Here is a 15,259-nt window from a genome sequence, read left to right as displayed (position 1 = left end):
GGCAAAGCTTCCAAGGTCGCCCTCACCGCGGTCATGCGAAAACTCGTCGTTCTGGCAAACACACTCATTCGCGAGCAACGTCTCTGGCAGCCAACTCAACCTTGACTGTGAACACAGATGCTCTCCCGCCCGATCTTCGTTAAAGGGGGGGAGAAGATCAGCTTCCCGCGTCAGCGGGACATTAAGAAGAACCCGCGCGCCCCTAAGCCGCTTCCAGCGTCGCGCGGTCGACGATGTCGACGATGTCGGCGAGGATGGCGGTGAGGTCGTAGTTCTTGGGGGTGTAGACGGCGGCGATGCCGGCGGCCTTGAGCGCCGCTTCGTCCTCCGGCGGGATGATGCCGCCGGCGACCAGCGGCACCCGGCCGAGGCCGGCCTTGTCCATGCGTTCCTGCACCTCGCTGACCAGGGCGACGTGGGAGCCGGAGAGGATCGAGAGGCCGACGACATGGACCCCCTCCTCCAGCGCCGCGCCGACGATCTGCGCCGGGGTCAGGCGGATGCCCTCGTAGACCACTTCGAAACCGGCGTCGCGGGCGCGCACGGCGATCTGCTCGGCACCGTTGGAATGGCCGTCCAGGCCTGGCTTGCCGACCAGCATCTTCAGGCGCCGCCCGATCCGCCGCGACACCGCCTCGACCCTGTCGCGCACGCCGGCCAGCGCGTCTTCTTCCTCCAGCGCCGCAGAGGTCGCGCCGCCGACACCGGTGGGCGCGCGGAACTCGCCGAAGACGCGGCGCAGCACCGCCGACCACTCCCCGGTCGTCACCCCGGCATGGGCGCAGGCGATGGAGGGCTCCATGATGTTGCCGCCGTCGCGCGCCGCCGCCTCCAGCGCCGCCAGCGCCCTGTCCGTGGCCTCCTGGTCGCGGGCCGCGCGCCAGGCGGTGATGTTTTCGATCTGCCCGGCCTCCGCCGCCGCATCCGGGGCCATGAAGCCGCCGTCGCTGCCGGCCATCAGGGGCGAGGGCTCGCTCTCCTGATAGGCATTCACGCCGACGACGATCTGCTCGCCCGCCTCGATGGCCTCCAGGCGGCGGGCCGCGCTCTCGACCAGGCGTTCTTTCATATAGGCATTCTCGACCGCCGCAATGGCGCCGCCCATGTCCTCGATGGTCGCCAGTTCGGCCCGGGCCTCGGCCTTCAGGGCCTCGACCTTGGCGGCGATGACGGTCGAGCCCTCGAAGATATCCTCGTACTCCAGAAGATCGGTCTCAAAGGCCAGGATCTGCTGCAGGCGCAGCGACCACTGCTGGTCCCAGGGGCGCGGCAGGCCGAGCGCCTCGTTCCAGGCCGGCAGTTGCACCGCCCGCGCGCGGGCATCCTTGGACAGGGTGACCGCCAGCATCTCCAGCAGGATGCGGTAGACATTGTTCTCCGGCTGCTGTTCCGTCAGGCCCAGGGAGTTCACCTGCACGCCGTAGCGGAAGCGCCGGTTCTTTGCCTCGGTGATGCCATAACGCTGCCGGCAGATCTCGTCCCAGAGCTGGGTGAAGGCGCGCATCTTGCAGATCTCTGTCACGAACCGCAGCCCGGCGTTCACGAAGAACGAAATGCGCCCCACCACGCGCGGGAAGTCTTCTTCCGGCACCTGGCCGGAATCGCGGACCGAATCCAGCACCGCGATGGCGATGGCCAGGGCATAGGCCAGTTCCTGCACCGGCGTCGCCCCGGCTTCCTGCAGGTGATAGGAGCAGACGTTGGTCGGGTTCCACTTGGGAATTTCCCGGTAGGTGAAGGCGATGACGTCGGTGATCAGGCGCAGCGAAGGTTCCGGCGGAAAGATGTAGGTGCCGCGCGAGAGGTATTCCTTGATGATGTCGTTCTGCACCGTGCCGCTGAGCTGGTCGCGGCTGAGCCCCTGCTTCTCGGCGCAGGCGATATAGAGCGCCAGCAGCCAGGGCGCCGTCGCGTTGATGGTCATGGAGGTGTTCATGCGCTCCAGCGGGATCTCCGCGAAGAGCTTTTCCATGTCGCCCAGATGACTGACCGGCACGCCGACCTTGCCGACTTCGCCCTTGGCCAGCGGATGGTCGGAATCGTAGCCGGTCTGGGTCGGCAGGTCGAAGGCCACCGAAAGACCGGTCTGGCCGCGCGCCAGGTTCTTGCGGTAGAGCGCGTTGGAGGCCGCGGCGGTGGAATGGCCGGCATAGGTGCGGATCAGCCAGGGCTTGTCGCGCGCCGATTTGCCCCCCTGGGGCCTTTCTTCCTGCGGTCCGTTTTCCGCCATCTCGCCGGTCCTCTCCATCCCTAAGCCTATCATTTCGCCCAGCGCTGTCACTGCCGGAACACCCACATATGCTATGGTTGCGCTGCATATAAGCGGATCGCAAGGGCGAATATCGTGTTACGATCTTTCGTTTATCATCTTCATATGACATATAGTTTCATTTTTCTGGCTCATAAAGCAAAAAATAGCCTTTTTGTGCATTGCAAAATATCAGATGAAAGACTAATAATCGGCTGAAAGCATAGCGCTGCGCCGGATTCTCCGAAGAATTTCAACGGAATCACTGGGCAGACGCAAAAACAACGCCGGGAAGAATAACTCAATGCCGCCCGGCGTTGTCGGCAGAGACGCAAAAACTGGGTAACGCACCTTAGGAGGGTGAGAGCATGGCTCAAGGGCTCGCAGCGACGGAAAAGACCAGCAAGGAAGAACCGCAGCGCCCGGTAAAGGATCTTTACGAGGTCGGCGAGATCCCGCCGCTCGGTCACGTCCCCAAGCAGATGTACGCCTGGCTGATCCGGCGTGAGCGCCACGGCGAGCCGGAAGAGGCCATGCAGGTCGAGGTGGTCGATACGCCTCAACTCGACAGCCACGACGTCCTGGTCATGGTGATGGCCGCCGGTGTGAACTACAACGGCGTCTGGGCCGGCCTCGGCGTGCCGATCTCCCCCTTCGACGTCCACAAGGCGCCCTATCATATCGCCGGCTCCGATGCCTCCGGCATCGTCTACGCCGTCGGCTCCAAGGTGAAGCGCTGGAAAGTCGGCGACGAGGTCGTCGTCCACTGCAATCAGGACGACGGCGACGATGAGGAGTGCAACGGCGGCGACCCGATGTTCTCCACCTCGCAACGCATCTGGGGCTATGAAACCCCCGACGGCTCCTTCGCCCAGTTCTGCCGCGTGCAGGACCGCCAGCTCATGACCCGCCCGCGCCACCTGACCTGGGAGGAAAGCGCCTGCTACACCCTGACGCTGGCCACCGCCTATCGCATGTTGTTCGGCCACCGCCCGCATATCCTGCGGCCCGGCCACAACGTGCTGGTCTGGGGCGCCTCCGGCGGCCTCGGCTCCATGGCGGTCCAGTTGATCGCGACGGCGGGCGCCAACGCCATCGGCGTGATCTCCGACGAGGACAAGCGCGACTTCGTCATGTCGCTGGGCGCCAAGGGCGTCATCAACCGCAAGGACTTCGACTGCTGGGGCCAGCTGCCGCCGGTGAACGGCGAGGGCTTCGGCGACTACATGCGCAAGACGCGTGAATTCGGCAAGGCGATCTGGCAGATAACCGGCAAAGGCAACGACGTCGACTTCGTCTTCGAACATCCGGGCGAGGCGACCTTCCCGGTCAGCTGCATGGTCGTCAAGCGCGGCGGCATGGTCGTCTTCTGCGCCGGGACCACCGGCTACAACATCACCTTCGACGCGCGCTTTGTCTGGATGCGCCAGAAGCGCATTCAGGGCAGCCACTTCGCCAACCTGATGCAGGCCAGCCAGGCCAACAACCTGGTCGTCGAACGCCGCATCGACCCCTGCATGTCGGAGGTCTTCGCCTGGCGCGACATCCCCCGCGCCCACACCAAGATGATGAACAACCAGCACAAGCCCGGCAACATGGCCGTGCTGGTCCAGGCCAAGCACCCGGGCCTGCGCACCCTGGAAGACGCGGCCGAGGAGGGCTAGGATCTGTGGGACGCAACCCCTTCGAGACGCTTGCTTCCGCAAGCTCCTCAGGGTGAGGAGAAACTCTGACCTCATACTGAGGAGGGCCCCTTTGTTTATTGGGGCCCGTCCCGAGGTATGAACCCAGAGGATCGACGCCATGTCCAAGATCGAAGCCTTTCGCACCGACGCCTTGCCGGCGGAGTTGCCGTTCTCAGCCGCCCTGCGCGGCGCCGGCCTGGTCTTCACCTCCGGTCAGATCGGCAATGTGCCGGGCGAGATGCGGCTGGTCGAAGGCGGCCTGAAGGCAGAGGCGCAGCAGGCCCTGGAGCATCTGCGCAGCGCCCTGGAAGCCGCCGGCTCCTCGCTGGACCGGGTGCTGAAATGCACGGTGTTCTTCGCCGACATGCAGGACTTCCAGCCCTTCAACGACATCTACCGGGAGTTCTTCAACGGCCACCTGCCGGCCCGCTCCGGCATCGAGGTGAAGGGCCTGGCCCTGGGCGCCCGCGTCGAAATTGAGTGCATCGCCCTGGCCGGCAGCGACTGATGAGATACGAAGGATGAAATCAGCATGAGTGACGTTGCCGTGCGACGGGAAGCAACAGGCGAGACGATCCTTCTCCCCGACCTTCTCCCCCTCTGCACCGAGGCGCTGGCCGCTGCCGAGGGCTTTGCCGAGGCGGCGCGGCGGACGGTGGCGGGGCTGGTTGCCCCCGGCGGCAAAGTTGACGCCGCGCTGCTGGAGCGTGAGCAGTTCGCCGCTCATGGCTATGCCTGGCTGGCGACCTACGTCGCCGCCCTGCGCGAGACCCTGGCCTGGGCCGGGCGCCTGGAGGCCGCCGGGCAGCTTGGCGAGTTGGAACAGCTCATGCTGCAGGCCACCTACGGCGAGTACCTGAACCAGCTCTGGGGCGGTCTCGCCCTCAGCCAGGTGGAGGTGCTGCGCCCCGCCGACCTGGGCATGAGCGACGACGACATTCACGCGATCTACGTGCCCGCCGTGCAGGCGCTGAGCGAGCGCGGCAACACCAACGCGGTGCGCATGGCCATCGCCGCGCACCTGGCCGAGGGCCGCTTCGGCGAGACCGGCCTGGCCGACGAAACCCTGGAGATGATCCGCGACCAGTTCCGTAAAGTGGCCGAGGATCACAAGGAAGACGCCCACGACTGGCACCTGAAGGACGAGCTGATCCCGCTGGAAGTGGTGGAACAGCTCGCCGGGCTCGGCGTCTTCGGCCTGACGGTGCCGGAGAACTTTGGCGGGTCGGGCCTCGGCAAGCTCGCCATGTGCGTGGTGACCGAGGAACTCTCGCGCGGCTACATCGGCCTGGGATCTTTGGGCACCCGCTCGGAAATCGCCGCCGAGCTGATCCGCCTGGGCGGCACCCCGGCGCAGCAGGAAAAATGGCTGCCGCTGCTTGCCTCCGGCGAGATCCTGCCGACGGCGGTTTTCACCGAGCCCAACACCGGCTCCGACCTCGGGTCCTTGCGCACCCGCGCCATCCGCGACGGCGACAGCTACCGGATCACCGGTAACAAGACCTGGATCACCCATGCCGCCCGCAGCGACCTGATGACGCTGCTGGCCCGGACCGACCCGGACGAAGCCGGCTATCGCGGGCTCTCCATGTTCCTCGCCGAAAAGCCGCGCGGCAGCGATGCCGATCCTTTCCCCGCCCCGGGCATGACCGGCGGCGAGATCAAGGTGCTGGGCTACCGCGGCATGAAGGAATACGAACTCGGCTTCGACGGTTTCGAGGTGAAGGCGGAAAACCTGCTGGGCGGGGTCGAGGGCCAGGGCTTCAAGCAGCTCATGGCGACCTTCGAGTCCGCGCGCATCCAGACCGCCGCCCGCGCCGTCGGCGTCGCCCAGTCGGCGCTGGAACTGGGCCTGGAATATGCGGGCGAACGCCAGCAGTTCGGCAAGGCGATCCTGAAGTTCCCGCGCGTCGCCGGCAAGCTCGCCTGGATGGCGGTGGAGACCATGGTGGCGCGTCAGCTCACCTACGCCGCCGCCCGGGAGAAGGATTCCGACCGGCGCTGCGACATCGAGGCCGGCATGGCCAAGCTGCTCGGCGCCCGGGTCGCCTGGGCCAATGCCGACAACGCCCTGCAGGTCCACGGCGGCAACGGCTATGCCGAGGAATACAAAATCTCCCGCGTGCTCTGCGACGCCCGCATCCTCAACATCTTCGAGGGCGCGGCGGAGATCCAGGCCCAGGTGATCGCCAGGGGCCTGCTGTCGGGGCGGAACTAAGGACGCCATGGGAATCGATTCTATTTAGACGCGAAAAGGACGGCGCCCCTTTAAAGTTCCACCCGATCCCCCTACAGTCGGCAGCATGGAACGTAGACTTGCCGCTATCCTTGCCGCCGACATGGTCGGGTTCAGCAGCCAGATGCAGGCTGACGAGGTTGGAACGCTGCGGCGGCTCAAACAGGTACAGTCCGAACTGATCGCGCCGCAGATGTCTGCCCACAGGGGCCGTATCTTCAAGACAACCGGGGACGGCTTCCTCGCTGAGTTCGCCAGCGCCATCGACGCGCTGAACTGTGCGGTCGCGATCCAACAGGCGATCAGCAAGCACAACCTGTCTCTTGAGGCTTGTGACCAGAGCCTGTTTCGAATGGGAATCAACATTGGCGACATCATCATCGATGACGACGATGTCTATGGCGACGGCGTCAACATCGCGGCGCGGCTGGAACCCATCGCTGCGCCAGGCGGCATCCTGGTCACCGACGCCCTGCGGTCCCAGTTGCTGAACAAGGTCAACGCGGCGTTCGAGCCGGTTGGGCGGCAGAAGCTGAAGAACATCGTCGATGCCGTCGACGTCTATCGCGTGACGGCGAAAGACCTGCCCAGCTTCGACAGCCTTACGCCTGGTAAGGCCGCCCGTGCAGGCTCTCGACGGCCGGTGCTCGCCATTCTTCCCTTCGACAACATGAGCAGCGACCCGGAACAGGACCACCTCGCCGATGGCATTACCGAGGACCTGATTACCACCCTATCGCAGATCGGGCACCTCTCCGTCGTCTCGCGGAACTCCGCCTTCACCTTCAAGAACCGGGCCGTGTCGGCACAGGAAGTTGGCCGTGAACTGCAGGCGCGTTTCGTGCTGACCGGCAGCCTGCGCAAGTCCGGCAACCGCATTCGCATCGCCGTCCAGCTCACCGATACCGAAACCGAAGCCCACCTCTGGGCGGTCCGTTACGACCGCGACCTTGAAGACATCTTCGCGGTCCAGGACGAAATCACGCTGACCATCGCGACCGCCCTGCAGGTCGAATTGACCGAAGGCGAGCAAGCCAGGTTGCGCTATACAACGACTGACAATGTTACAGCTTGGACTTCATTCATTCGCGGCCTTAGCCTGTTCCGCACGGTCAGCGCCGAAACCTACCGGCAGGCGCGCCGATGCTTCGAGGAGGCTCTGGTCGCGGACCCGAACTCAGCCCAGATCCATGCCATGCTCGCCTGCGTTCATGCGATTGAAGGGCGGTTTTTCTGGACCGCGGATCACGACCACTCGCTCGAACTGGCGAAAGAGCACGCTGATCGGGCCTTGGCCATCGCCGAAGATACCGCCGATGCCTGGGCTGCTCTTGGGTATTGGCATCTCTGCGGCCTGCGGCTTGACGAGTCCGTTGCGGCCTACAGGCGCGCGGTCGAGCTCGCCCCGGATCATGCCGACCTCCGCGCGCTCTATGCCTTGGCATTGACCTTCGCGGAAAGACCAGAGGAAGCAGTGCTTGAGGCGCAGACTGCGATGCGGTTGAACCCGCTGGACCCGGGCTGGTATTGCGGGGTACTCGGTCATGCCTATCGCTATGCCGGACGCTTTGACGACGCCCTTTCCATTCTCTCGGAATACAACCGGCAAAGTCCCGGCTTCGGCCTCGTCGACATGGTCCTGACCTATGCCGACCTCGGCGACATGGACAACGCACGCGGCCACGCCAAGGCCCTGCTGGCGGCCCGTCCCGAATTCACCGTCGCGAACTGGGCGCGGACACAAAACTGTGCCGACCCCCAACGCCTCATCGACGACCGACAATCCTTGGCCAACGCCGGCCTGCCATAACGTAGCGCCGACGGAGTGCAGGCCCAGGTGATTGCACGAGGACTTCTGTCGGGGCGGAATTAAAGCGGATCACATCACCCGTCACCCCGGACTTGATCCGGGGTCCATGGCAGGGCCAGACCGGGACTGTGCCCGCGTAAACCCTGCACGCCGGACAATGTATCCCGGATCAAGTCCGGGATGACCAAAAAACGGAAGTCGGCGCAGCTCGCGAAGATATCTCCTTTCGCTTAGGCTTCTTCCGCCTGCAGCTCTGCGAGCATTTCGTCCAGTATCGCGTAGCCGCTGCCCCAACCCTTTTCCATGCCGGCCATGGCGCCGGCGAAACAGGCGATTTCAGCCTCGCTTGCATCGAGGGGCACCATCGTCATCCGCACCTTGGTCTTGGCGCCCACCTCCTCAAAGGTCACGGTGGTGAGGAGCACCCGCGGCCAGTCCGGCATCATGGCACTGGCGACCACGTTCCAATCGGCGTCGGCCGAGGAATGATGCCAAACCAGCTTTTCCGGCGGCACGACTTCCTGGAACTCCATCTTGCTGAGATCGGACTTGTCGCCCCATTTCATCTCGTTGAGCCAGAGCCCGCCGGGTTTCAGATCGAACTTGTGGATGACCGTGTCGACGCCGGGGCCATACCACCGCGAAAGCAGTTGAGGGTCGGTCCAGGCCCGCCAGACCATGTCGCGCGGTGCATCGAAGACCCGGTCGTGTATGTACTCCGGCAATTCAGTCATGGCCTGCGTCCTTCGCTTCGGCTTGTTTCATCTGCGCGAGGACGTCATCCAGCTGGTCAAAGCTCGCCCCCCAAAAGGCTCTGAACTCGGCAAGCCAGTCGACCGCTGCGGCCATGTTTTCCGCTTTCAGCCGCGCCGGGCGGCGTTGTTCGTCGACGCCGCGCTCGATCAGCCCCGCCCGCTCCAGCACCTTCAGATGCCGCGAGACCGCCGGTTGGCTTATTTCAAAGGGTGCGGCGATCTCATTCACCGACGCCTGACCCTCGGCCAGCCGTGACAGGATGGCCCGCCGTGTCGGATCGGCCAGCGCCGCAAAAACAGCGTCGAGATTGGCTGACGCATTCATATAAACTATATGTTCCATAACATAATAGTTATATATAAACACAGCCCAGTCAACCGGGTTCGAACCCGGAGCGCAAGCCGACGGCCCCGCGCAAGAACCGGAGAGAACGCAACCGGCGAAGCTGTCATCTGTCCCCGCCCCGGCTGAAGCGTCAGCCGGGCGGGCAACAGAGGAAAGGATTCCCCCCAATGGACACAGTCACCGGCAAGGTCGCCATCGTCACTGGAGCCAGCGCCGGCATCGGACGGGCCACGGCGAAACTCTTCGCGGCGGAGGGCGCCAAAGTGGTCGCCGCGGCGCGGCGCCAGGGCGAACTCGACAAACTCGTCGCGGAGATCGAAAACGCAGGCGGCGAGGCCGTCGCCGTGGCCGGCGACGTGAAGGACGAAGCCCTGGCCAAGGCGCTGGTCGATACGGCGGTGAACCGTTTCGGCGGGCTCGACATCGCTTTCAACAATGCCGGTATCCTGGGCGCGATGGGACCGGTGTCGGAGATGACACTCAGCGACTGGCGCGACACGCTGGAGACCAACCTCACCTCTGCATTTCTCGGTGCCAAATACCAGATCCCGGCGATGCTGAAACGCGGTGGTGGCTCCCTCCTCTTCACCTCCAGCTTTGTCGGCTATAGCAACGCCGGTCTGCCCGGCATGGCCGCCTACGCCGCCAGCAAGGCGGGGCTGATCGGCCTGGTGAAAAGCCTGGCCGGCGAATACGGCCCCCGGGGCATCCGGGCCAATGCGATCCTGCCCGGCGGCACCGATACGGCCATGGCCCCCGCCGACGACCCGGAGGCACGGGCCTTCATCGAGGGCCTGCACGCCCTGAAGCGCATGGCCGAACCGGAGGAGATCGCCCGACCGGTGCTGCACCTGGCCTCCGACGCGGCAAGCTTCATCACCGGCAGCGCGCTGCTGGTCGACGGGGGCGTTTCCATCAACCTGGGCTGAACACAAAAGTTTCATATTCCCAGGGCCCGGCGTACTCGACAGCGCGCCGGGCCCTGGGACATAGTGCGGCGCCCTTTCGACTGCCGGGATTTCCCCTCTCATGACCGCGCCGCCGGATTCTTCGACGCCCGAGGATAAAACCGCAGCATCCGGGCCGCGCCGGGGTGGTGCCGGTGAGGTCTTCGCCGCCTTCGCGAAACTCGGCTTCACCTCCTTCGGCGGACCGATCGCCCATCTCGGCTACTTCCGCGAGGAGTTCGTGGTGCGCCGGCGCTGGATCGACGAGCGCGGCTATGCCGACCTGGTGGCGCTCTGCCAGTTCCTGCCGGGCCCCGCCAGCAGCCAGGTCGGTTTCGGCCTGGGCCTGCTGCGCGGCGGCCCGCTGGGGGCGCTGGCCGCCTGGGTCGCCTTCACCCTGCCCTCGGCGCTGGCGCTGATCCTCTTCGCCTTCGGCGCCGCCTCTTTCGACGGCCCCATCGCCGACGGTATCCTGCAGGGCCTGAAGCTGGTCGCCGTGGCGGTGGTCGCCCAGGCGCTCTGGGGCATGGCGCGCAGCCTCTGCCCGGACCGCGAACGCGCCAGCATCGCCCTGGCGGCGGTGCTGGTGGTGGTCTTCCTGGGCGGCGCCTTCGGGCAGGTGAGCGCCATCGGGCTGGGCGGCCTCGCCGGGCTCTGGGTCTGCCGCAACGCAGCGGTCACGGCGGCACAGCCGGCCCCCTTTCCGGTCGGCAGGCGCGTCGGCATCGCCGCTCTGCTGGGCTTCTTCGTCCTGCTGTTCGGACTGCCGGTCCTGGCCATCACGGTTGCGGCGCCGGAACTGGCGGTCTTCGATTCCTTCTACCGTGCCGGCGCGCTGGTCTTCGGCGGCGGCCATGTCGTGCTGCCGCTGCTGCAGGCCGAGGTGGTGCCGCCCGGCTGGGTCGGCGAGGATGCCTTTCTGGCGGGCTATGGCGCGGCGCAGGCGGTGCCCGGACCGCTGTTCACCTTCGCCGCCTATCTCGGCGCCGTCATGACACCCTATCCAGGCGGGCTGCTGGCGGCGGGCATCGCCCTGGTCGCGGTCTTCCTGCCCGGCTTCCTGCTGCTGATCGGCGCGCTGCCGTTCTGGAACCTGCTGCGCGCCCGGCCCTCTGCCCAGGCCGCCCTGCAGGGCACCAACGCCGCCGTGGTCGGCATCCTCGGCGCCGCGCTCTACGACCCGATCTGGACCTCCGCCGTGCGCTCCGCGCCGGACTTTGCCCTGGCCCTGACCGGTTTCCTGCTGCTGACCCTGTGGAAGACGCCGCCCTGGCTGGTGGTGATCCTGATGGCCGCCGGCGGCGTCGCGCTGACGGTGTTCTAGGCCCCCGCAATCAGACGACTGCAGCCACCCTTCCCCATTGTCACCCCGGACTTGATCCGGGGTCCATCGCAGAGGCGGTCTTGAAGCCAACCGCTAGAGACCGGGTCAGCGGAACCATGGATCCCGGATCAAGTCCGGGGTGACAAATTTAACGAAGCGGTACGACCGGCAGGGCACGCGGGATCTAGTAAAACCGCCCCTCGGCCAGCACGGCGACGCCGCCACCCACGGTCACGGAGCCGCTCTGCGCGTCGATGGAAACAAAGAGCTGGCTCGGCCGTCCGGTGAAACGGCCCTGCTGCAGGGTCAGCGCCGGCGGCGCGCCGCAATGACGATGCAGATAGGCGCCGGCGGGCCCGGCGGCGCTGCCGGTCGCCACGTCCTCCACGGCACCGAAGTTGTCCCAGGTGCGGCCCTCGCGGTTTTCGGTATCCAGGAGGTAGGCGAACTTCGCACCCAGCGGCGCCAATCTGGCCTCGAAGTCGTCGACCCGGATCGCGGCAGCGGCCAAACCCGCCGCCGTCACCGGGACGATGAGATAGTCGAGGCCGGTCGACACCATGGCCAGCGGCAAGCCCGGCGCGAGATGACTTTCCCGCAGGCCGAGCCCTTCCAGCACCGCCGCGCGGGCCGCACCCTCGGCCACCTTGCCCCAGGCCGCCGCGCCCTGATCCATTTCGGCCTCGAAGAAGCGCGCCGTCCTGCGCCGGGTGGTCAGGTCGACCGCACGGCGGTTCAACTGCAAACGCCAGCGCCGCAGCTCATCGCCACCGGCGGCGTGATGCAGCACCGCCGCCGCGCCCAGCAGCGGGTGACCGGCGAAGTCCAGCTCCTCCTCCACCGTGAAGATGCGCGCGCGGGTGGCGCCGTTTTCTTCAATGAGGAAGATCGATTCGAACTGCCGCATTTCCTGGGTCAGGCGCAGCATGATCTCGTCGGAGAGGGCGGTTTGCGGACGAAACACGCAGAGGCCGTTGCCGCTGAGCGGCGCCGCGCAGAAAACATCGGCGTGGACCCAGGCAAGACCGGACAGCGGAACTGTGGGATCGGACATGGCGGGGTTTTCCTTATCCATCGCGGCGGCAAGCCGCCTTAACACCCCCGGCGGGGCCAGGGCAAGCCGCGCCGGTGCCGTCAAACTGCGAAAGAGTCTAAACTGATCGGCTCGACGGGCAGCAGGGGCGTTTCAGACATGAACAGGGCGGACATCGCCGCGGCACTCGCCGCCTTCGACGGCAAGCATAAAGACGTCCTTGAATCCCTGGCCGCGCGGCTGACGCCCGATGCGCGGCTGGTCCGTCAGCTCTGCGATCTTTCGGGACAGGAAGACGGCAAGCTGTCGGCGGCGGCGACCTGGCTGCTGAAGCGGTTTCAGGAGGACGGGCTGACGTTCTCGGAAAAGCAGAGCGAGGCGCTGCTCGACCTTCTCGACCACGCGGCCCACGGGGAGGCCCATTGGGAAACACGGCTGCACCTGCTCCAGATGCTGCCGGGCCTCACCCTTCCCGAAAGCCGCAAGGCAGCCCTGCTGCGCCTGTTCAAAAGCCAGGGCTATCTGGGCGACCCCAACAGGTTCGTGCGGGCCTGGTCCTATAATGCGCTGGCCGCGCTGGCGGCGCGGTTCACCGAACTGCGGGGCGAGGTCGCGCGGCTTCTGGAAGCGGGACAAGGCGACGAAGCGGCCGCCGTCAGGGCGCGCCTGCGCAACATCGTGAAGCAGGCACCCTGGGCGCGGGGCGGCTAAGGGGCGCCCCAAAATCGGAATCAAAACCGAAGGCCCGGCAGCGCTTTTTCGACGCACCCGCCTTGAAGCCGCCGCTTTGCCGCACACCTGCAAAGCAGGCGATTTCGCATCACCCCCGTCGAAGCCCCCATCGAAACACCCCCGTCATCTGAAAGGATCATCATGGAGCCCTCCGCCGTTATTCCCGCGCCCCGTTCCGGCCTGCCCGGATCGTGGGACCGTTTCGTCGGCCCGGGCATGGGATGGCAGGAAAACGCCCTGGTGATCGGGTCGGGCAGCCTGGGCGCGGTCCTCACGGCCTGGGCCCTCGCCGCGCAGGGCGCGAGCCTCTTGCTCATCGTTCTGGGCGCGGTCCTGGCGCTCGACGTGATCGGCGGCGCGGTCTGCATGGCGACGGAAACGACCAAGCGCTGGTATCACCGCCCCGGCGTGACCACCGCCCAGCTTGCGTCCTTCGTCAGCCTTCACCTGCTGCACATCGGCATTGTCGCCTGGGCGTTCCGGGGCGACGGCTTCGACGTGACCTACGCGGCGGCGGTTTCCGCCCTTCTCGTCACCGCGATGGTTGCGGTGCTGGCAACGCCGCGCCGCCTGAAGCTGCCGGTGGCGGTGATATCCTTTCTGGCCGCAACCGGGCTGGCGCTCGGCGTGCTGGGGGCGACGCCGGGACTCGAGTGGTTCGTGCCGGTGCTGTTCGTGAAGCTGCTGATCGGGCATCTCATCCCGTAACGCGGGCCTGTCCCGCGCTTGCGCTGTACGGGGAGCGGTTCCCCCTCACCCTCCCACTACGTGGGCCCCTCCCTCTCCCACAAGGGGAGAGGGAATGACAGCCGCCCTCTTTCGGTTCCCCCTCTCCCCTGCGTGGGAGAGGGCCGGGGTGAGGGGGCTTTTTGTTTCCTACCCTGTCGGCCCGCCTTGCCCCGCCGCCAGACCCCTCAGGTCTTCCAGGGCGGCCTCCAGCCACTCGCGGTCCTCGTACATGTAGATGCGCCCGGTGCCGCGCCGCGCGGCGACGACGGCGAGGTCGAGCTTGGCGTACAGCCCGGCGACCGTGCGCGCCGGGACGGCGACGGCATCGCGCACCGCCTCGCCATAGCGGTAGAAGAGGTCGCGGTCGTGAAGCCATGCGTCCCGGTCGCCGGGGCCGAGCGGTTCGCGCCAGGGCGCCGGCAGCATGTGGGAGGTGTCATAGCCCCTGCGGGCATCGCGGATATCGTGCAGGCGCTGGCGCAGGCGCCGGGCGCGGGCGTAGACCTTGCGCCGCTCCAGGGCCACCGCGATGCGGCGGAACAGCTCGGCGTCGGGGTTGGGCAGCCCCGCATCGGCAGGGCGCGCGGCCAGGGCGGCGAGGGCCGGCAGGGCCAGCCCCAGGGCGGGCAGGGCGGCGGCGGCGGCCAGCAGGGAGCGGCGGGAGACGGCTTCCGCCGGGGCGGGGCCTTCCGCCGCCCCAACCTCATGCGCGGACTCGATCCGCGTATCCAGCGGGCGGCCCCCCTCAGCCGTCACCCTCGGGCTTGACCCGGGGGCCCATCCCGCAGCCGTCCGGCGCTTGCCGCCGCCGCCGCCGTCATCCGGGGCGCTTACTGCGTCTGCGGGATCGTTTTCGGGTCGGTTTTCGGGTTGGTTTTCGGGTTGGTTTTCCGGGGTATCGTTTTCGGGCGGGCAGGAATCTATGTTACAAGCCGAAGTAGCCATGGCCTGACTCCTAACAAGTCGGGTTACGGTCAGGCGCGGGTCGGTGTTGGTAGCACCTTTCCGCGCCGCTTAGCAGATTTTAAAATTTAGCACGGTGCTAAACTTTAAAATGAGTATCAGGCCGGTGTCGGGCCGTCAATTGGTTTATGAGAACAAGGGCCGGATGAGTTTCTCCCCTATCCTATGCCGCGCTGCCCGCGTCCTGCTGGACTGGACGCAGACCGACCTCGCCGAGGCCTCCGGCCTTACCCGCGCGACCGTCGCCAATTTCGAACGCGGCGCCCACGAGCCCCACCCCAACAACCTCATCGCGCTTCAGGAAACCCTGGAGCAGGCCGGCATAGAATTCCTCCCCGAAACCAAAACCAAAGGCCCGGGGTTAAGGGTGAGGAAACAATAAAAGAGGCGACCATAGTTCTGCTGGTAACACCAGCAAACCTCAATCGCCTAGCCGCTCAACTGTCACAAC

Annotated in this window: 14 protein-coding genes and 1 pseudogene; 10 read left to right on the top strand and 5 right to left on the bottom strand. The window is 66.3% G+C overall.

All coding sequences use genetic code 11. From position 1 onward, the window contains the following. Positions 1 to 105, top strand: a pseudogene (locus HBA54_RS07630) (IS110-like element ISMno29 family transposase); the annotation flags it as partial. Positions 106 to 202: 97 nt separating this feature from the next. Here the strand turns inward: HBA54_RS07630 and HBA54_RS07625 are convergent. Next, positions 203 to 2,230 (bottom strand): protein meaA, encoded by a 2,028-nt coding sequence (locus HBA54_RS07625; RefSeq protein ID WP_167223041.1) that lies wholly within the window; start codon positions 2,228 to 2,230, stop codon positions 203 to 205. A 386-nt stretch (positions 2,231 to 2,616) separates the two neighbouring features. Here HBA54_RS07625 and ccrA point away from each other — a divergent pair, with 386 nt between their 5' ends. The 4 genes from ccrA to HBA54_RS07605 all read left to right on the top strand — a co-directional run bounded on the left by ccrA (position 2,617) and on the right by HBA54_RS07605 (position 7,979). After that, complete coding sequence (gene ccrA, locus HBA54_RS07620; RefSeq protein WP_167223039.1) at positions 2,617 to 3,912, top strand: crotonyl-CoA carboxylase/reductase; 1,296 nt, start codon at positions 2,617 to 2,619, stop codon at positions 3,910 to 3,912. Positions 3,913 to 4,051: 139 nt separating this feature from the next. Next, positions 4,052 to 4,441 (top strand): RidA family protein, encoded by a 390-nt coding sequence (locus HBA54_RS07615; protein WP_167223037.1) that lies wholly within the window; start codon positions 4,052 to 4,054, stop codon positions 4,439 to 4,441. 24 nt (positions 4,442 to 4,465) lie between these two features. After that, a complete protein-coding gene (locus tag HBA54_RS07610) occupies positions 4,466 to 6,151 on the top strand; it encodes an acyl-CoA dehydrogenase family protein (RefSeq protein WP_167223034.1) in 1,686 nt (561 codons plus the stop codon). Between the two features lie 85 nt (positions 6,152 to 6,236). Then, positions 6,237 to 7,979 carry an adenylate/guanylate cyclase domain-containing protein gene (locus tag HBA54_RS07605; protein WP_167223032.1) on the top strand — a complete coding sequence of 581 codons (1,743 nt, stop codon included), beginning with the start codon at positions 6,237 to 6,239 and terminating at the stop codon, positions 7,977 to 7,979. Positions 7,980 to 8,209: 230 nt separating this feature from the next. Here HBA54_RS07605 and HBA54_RS07600 read toward each other — a convergent pair whose 3' ends face one another. Further along, positions 8,210 to 8,713: an SRPBCC domain-containing protein gene (locus HBA54_RS07600; RefSeq protein ID WP_167223030.1), complete on the bottom strand. Its 504-nt coding sequence runs from the start codon at positions 8,711 to 8,713 to the stop codon at positions 8,210 to 8,212. Next, positions 8,706 to 9,059 (bottom strand): ArsR/SmtB family transcription factor, encoded by a 354-nt coding sequence (locus HBA54_RS07595; protein ID WP_167223028.1) that lies wholly within the window; start codon positions 9,057 to 9,059, stop codon positions 8,706 to 8,708. Before HBA54_RS07595 ends, HBA54_RS07600 begins: the two co-directional genes overlap by 8 nt. Before the next feature lie 188 nt (positions 9,060 to 9,247). Between HBA54_RS07595 and HBA54_RS07590 the strand changes: the two genes are divergently transcribed. Next, positions 9,248 to 10,009 carry an SDR family oxidoreductase gene (locus HBA54_RS07590; RefSeq protein WP_167223026.1) on the top strand — a complete coding sequence of 254 codons (762 nt, stop codon included), beginning with the start codon at positions 9,248 to 9,250 and terminating at the stop codon, positions 10,007 to 10,009. 100 nt (positions 10,010 to 10,109) lie between these two features. Further along, positions 10,110 to 11,351 (top strand): chromate efflux transporter, encoded by a 1,242-nt coding sequence (gene chrA, locus HBA54_RS07585; RefSeq protein ID WP_167223024.1) that lies wholly within the window; start codon positions 10,110 to 10,112, stop codon positions 11,349 to 11,351. 184 nt (positions 11,352 to 11,535) lie between these two features. On the opposite strand, the gene HBA54_RS07580 is transcribed toward chrA, so the two are convergent. Continuing rightward, entirely contained in the window at positions 11,536 to 12,405 is an 870-nt protein-coding gene (locus HBA54_RS07580) for a PhzF family phenazine biosynthesis protein (protein WP_167223022.1), read from the bottom strand. A gap of 138 nt (positions 12,406 to 12,543) precedes the next feature. Here HBA54_RS07580 and HBA54_RS07575 point away from each other — a divergent pair, with 138 nt between their 5' ends. Then, positions 12,544 to 13,095: a hypothetical protein gene (locus tag HBA54_RS07575; RefSeq protein ID WP_167223020.1), complete on the top strand. Its 552-nt coding sequence runs from the start codon at positions 12,544 to 12,546 to the stop codon at positions 13,093 to 13,095. Positions 13,096 to 13,257: 162 nt separating this feature from the next. Next, entirely contained in the window at positions 13,258 to 13,824 is a 567-nt protein-coding gene (locus HBA54_RS07570; RefSeq protein ID WP_167223018.1) for a hypothetical protein, read from the top strand. 168 nt (positions 13,825 to 13,992) lie between these two features. Here HBA54_RS07570 and HBA54_RS07565 read toward each other — a convergent pair whose 3' ends face one another. After that, a complete protein-coding gene (locus HBA54_RS07565) occupies positions 13,993 to 14,790 on the bottom strand; it encodes a hypothetical protein (protein WP_167223016.1) in 798 nt (265 codons plus the stop codon). 163 nt (positions 14,791 to 14,953) lie between these two features. Between HBA54_RS07565 and HBA54_RS07560 the strand changes: the two genes are divergently transcribed. Then, the gene (locus HBA54_RS07560; protein WP_167223014.1) at positions 14,954 to 15,190 is read left to right on the top strand and encodes a helix-turn-helix domain-containing protein; all 237 of its coding nucleotides are present in this window, start codon (positions 14,954 to 14,956) and stop codon (positions 15,188 to 15,190) included. Positions 15,191 to 15,259 lie beyond the last annotated feature (69 nt).

The organism is Pelagibius litoralis (assembly GCF_011683915.1).
In the GTDB taxonomy this organism is placed as follows: Bacteria; Pseudomonadota; Alphaproteobacteria; order Kiloniellales; family Kiloniellaceae; genus Pelagibius; species Pelagibius litoralis.
The sequence above is the reverse complement of the archived record's forward strand: the minus strand, read 5'-3'. Positions and strand labels throughout refer to the sequence as shown.

What these genes read in the sequence shown, in the direction of transcription:
- HBA54_RS07625 (WP_167223041.1), bottom strand. Translation starts at nt 2,230, where the DNA reads ATGGCGGAAAACGGACCGCAGGAAGAAAGGCCCCAGGGGGGCAAATCG.
- ccrA (WP_167223039.1), top strand. Translation starts at nt 2,617, where the DNA reads ATGGCTCAAGGGCTCGCAGCGACGGAAAAGACCAGCAAGGAAGAACCG.
- HBA54_RS07615 (WP_167223037.1), top strand. Translation starts at nt 4,052, where the DNA reads ATGTCCAAGATCGAAGCCTTTCGCACCGACGCCTTGCCGGCGGAGTTG.
- HBA54_RS07610 (WP_167223034.1), top strand. Translation starts at nt 4,466, where the DNA reads ATGAGTGACGTTGCCGTGCGACGGGAAGCAACAGGCGAGACGATCCTT.
- HBA54_RS07605 (WP_167223032.1), top strand. Translation starts at nt 6,237, where the DNA reads ATGGAACGTAGACTTGCCGCTATCCTTGCCGCCGACATGGTCGGGTTC.
- HBA54_RS07600 (WP_167223030.1), bottom strand. Translation starts at nt 8,713, where the DNA reads ATGACTGAATTGCCGGAGTACATACACGACCGGGTCTTCGATGCACCG.
- HBA54_RS07595 (WP_167223028.1), bottom strand. Translation starts at nt 9,059, where the DNA reads ATGAATGCGTCAGCCAATCTCGACGCTGTTTTTGCGGCGCTGGCCGAT.
- HBA54_RS07590 (WP_167223026.1), top strand. Translation starts at nt 9,248, where the DNA reads ATGGACACAGTCACCGGCAAGGTCGCCATCGTCACTGGAGCCAGCGCC.
- chrA (WP_167223024.1), top strand. Translation starts at nt 10,110, where the DNA reads ATGACCGCGCCGCCGGATTCTTCGACGCCCGAGGATAAAACCGCAGCA.
- HBA54_RS07580 (WP_167223022.1), bottom strand. Translation starts at nt 12,405, where the DNA reads ATGTCCGATCCCACAGTTCCGCTGTCCGGTCTTGCCTGGGTCCACGCC.
- HBA54_RS07575 (WP_167223020.1), top strand. Translation starts at nt 12,544, where the DNA reads ATGAACAGGGCGGACATCGCCGCGGCACTCGCCGCCTTCGACGGCAAG.
- HBA54_RS07570 (WP_167223018.1), top strand. Translation starts at nt 13,258, where the DNA reads ATGGAGCCCTCCGCCGTTATTCCCGCGCCCCGTTCCGGCCTGCCCGGA.
- HBA54_RS07565 (WP_167223016.1), bottom strand. Translation starts at nt 14,790, where the DNA reads ATGGCTACTTCGGCTTGTAACATAGATTCCTGCCCGCCCGAAAACGAT.
- HBA54_RS07560 (WP_167223014.1), top strand. Translation starts at nt 14,954, where the DNA reads ATGAGTTTCTCCCCTATCCTATGCCGCGCTGCCCGCGTCCTGCTGGAC.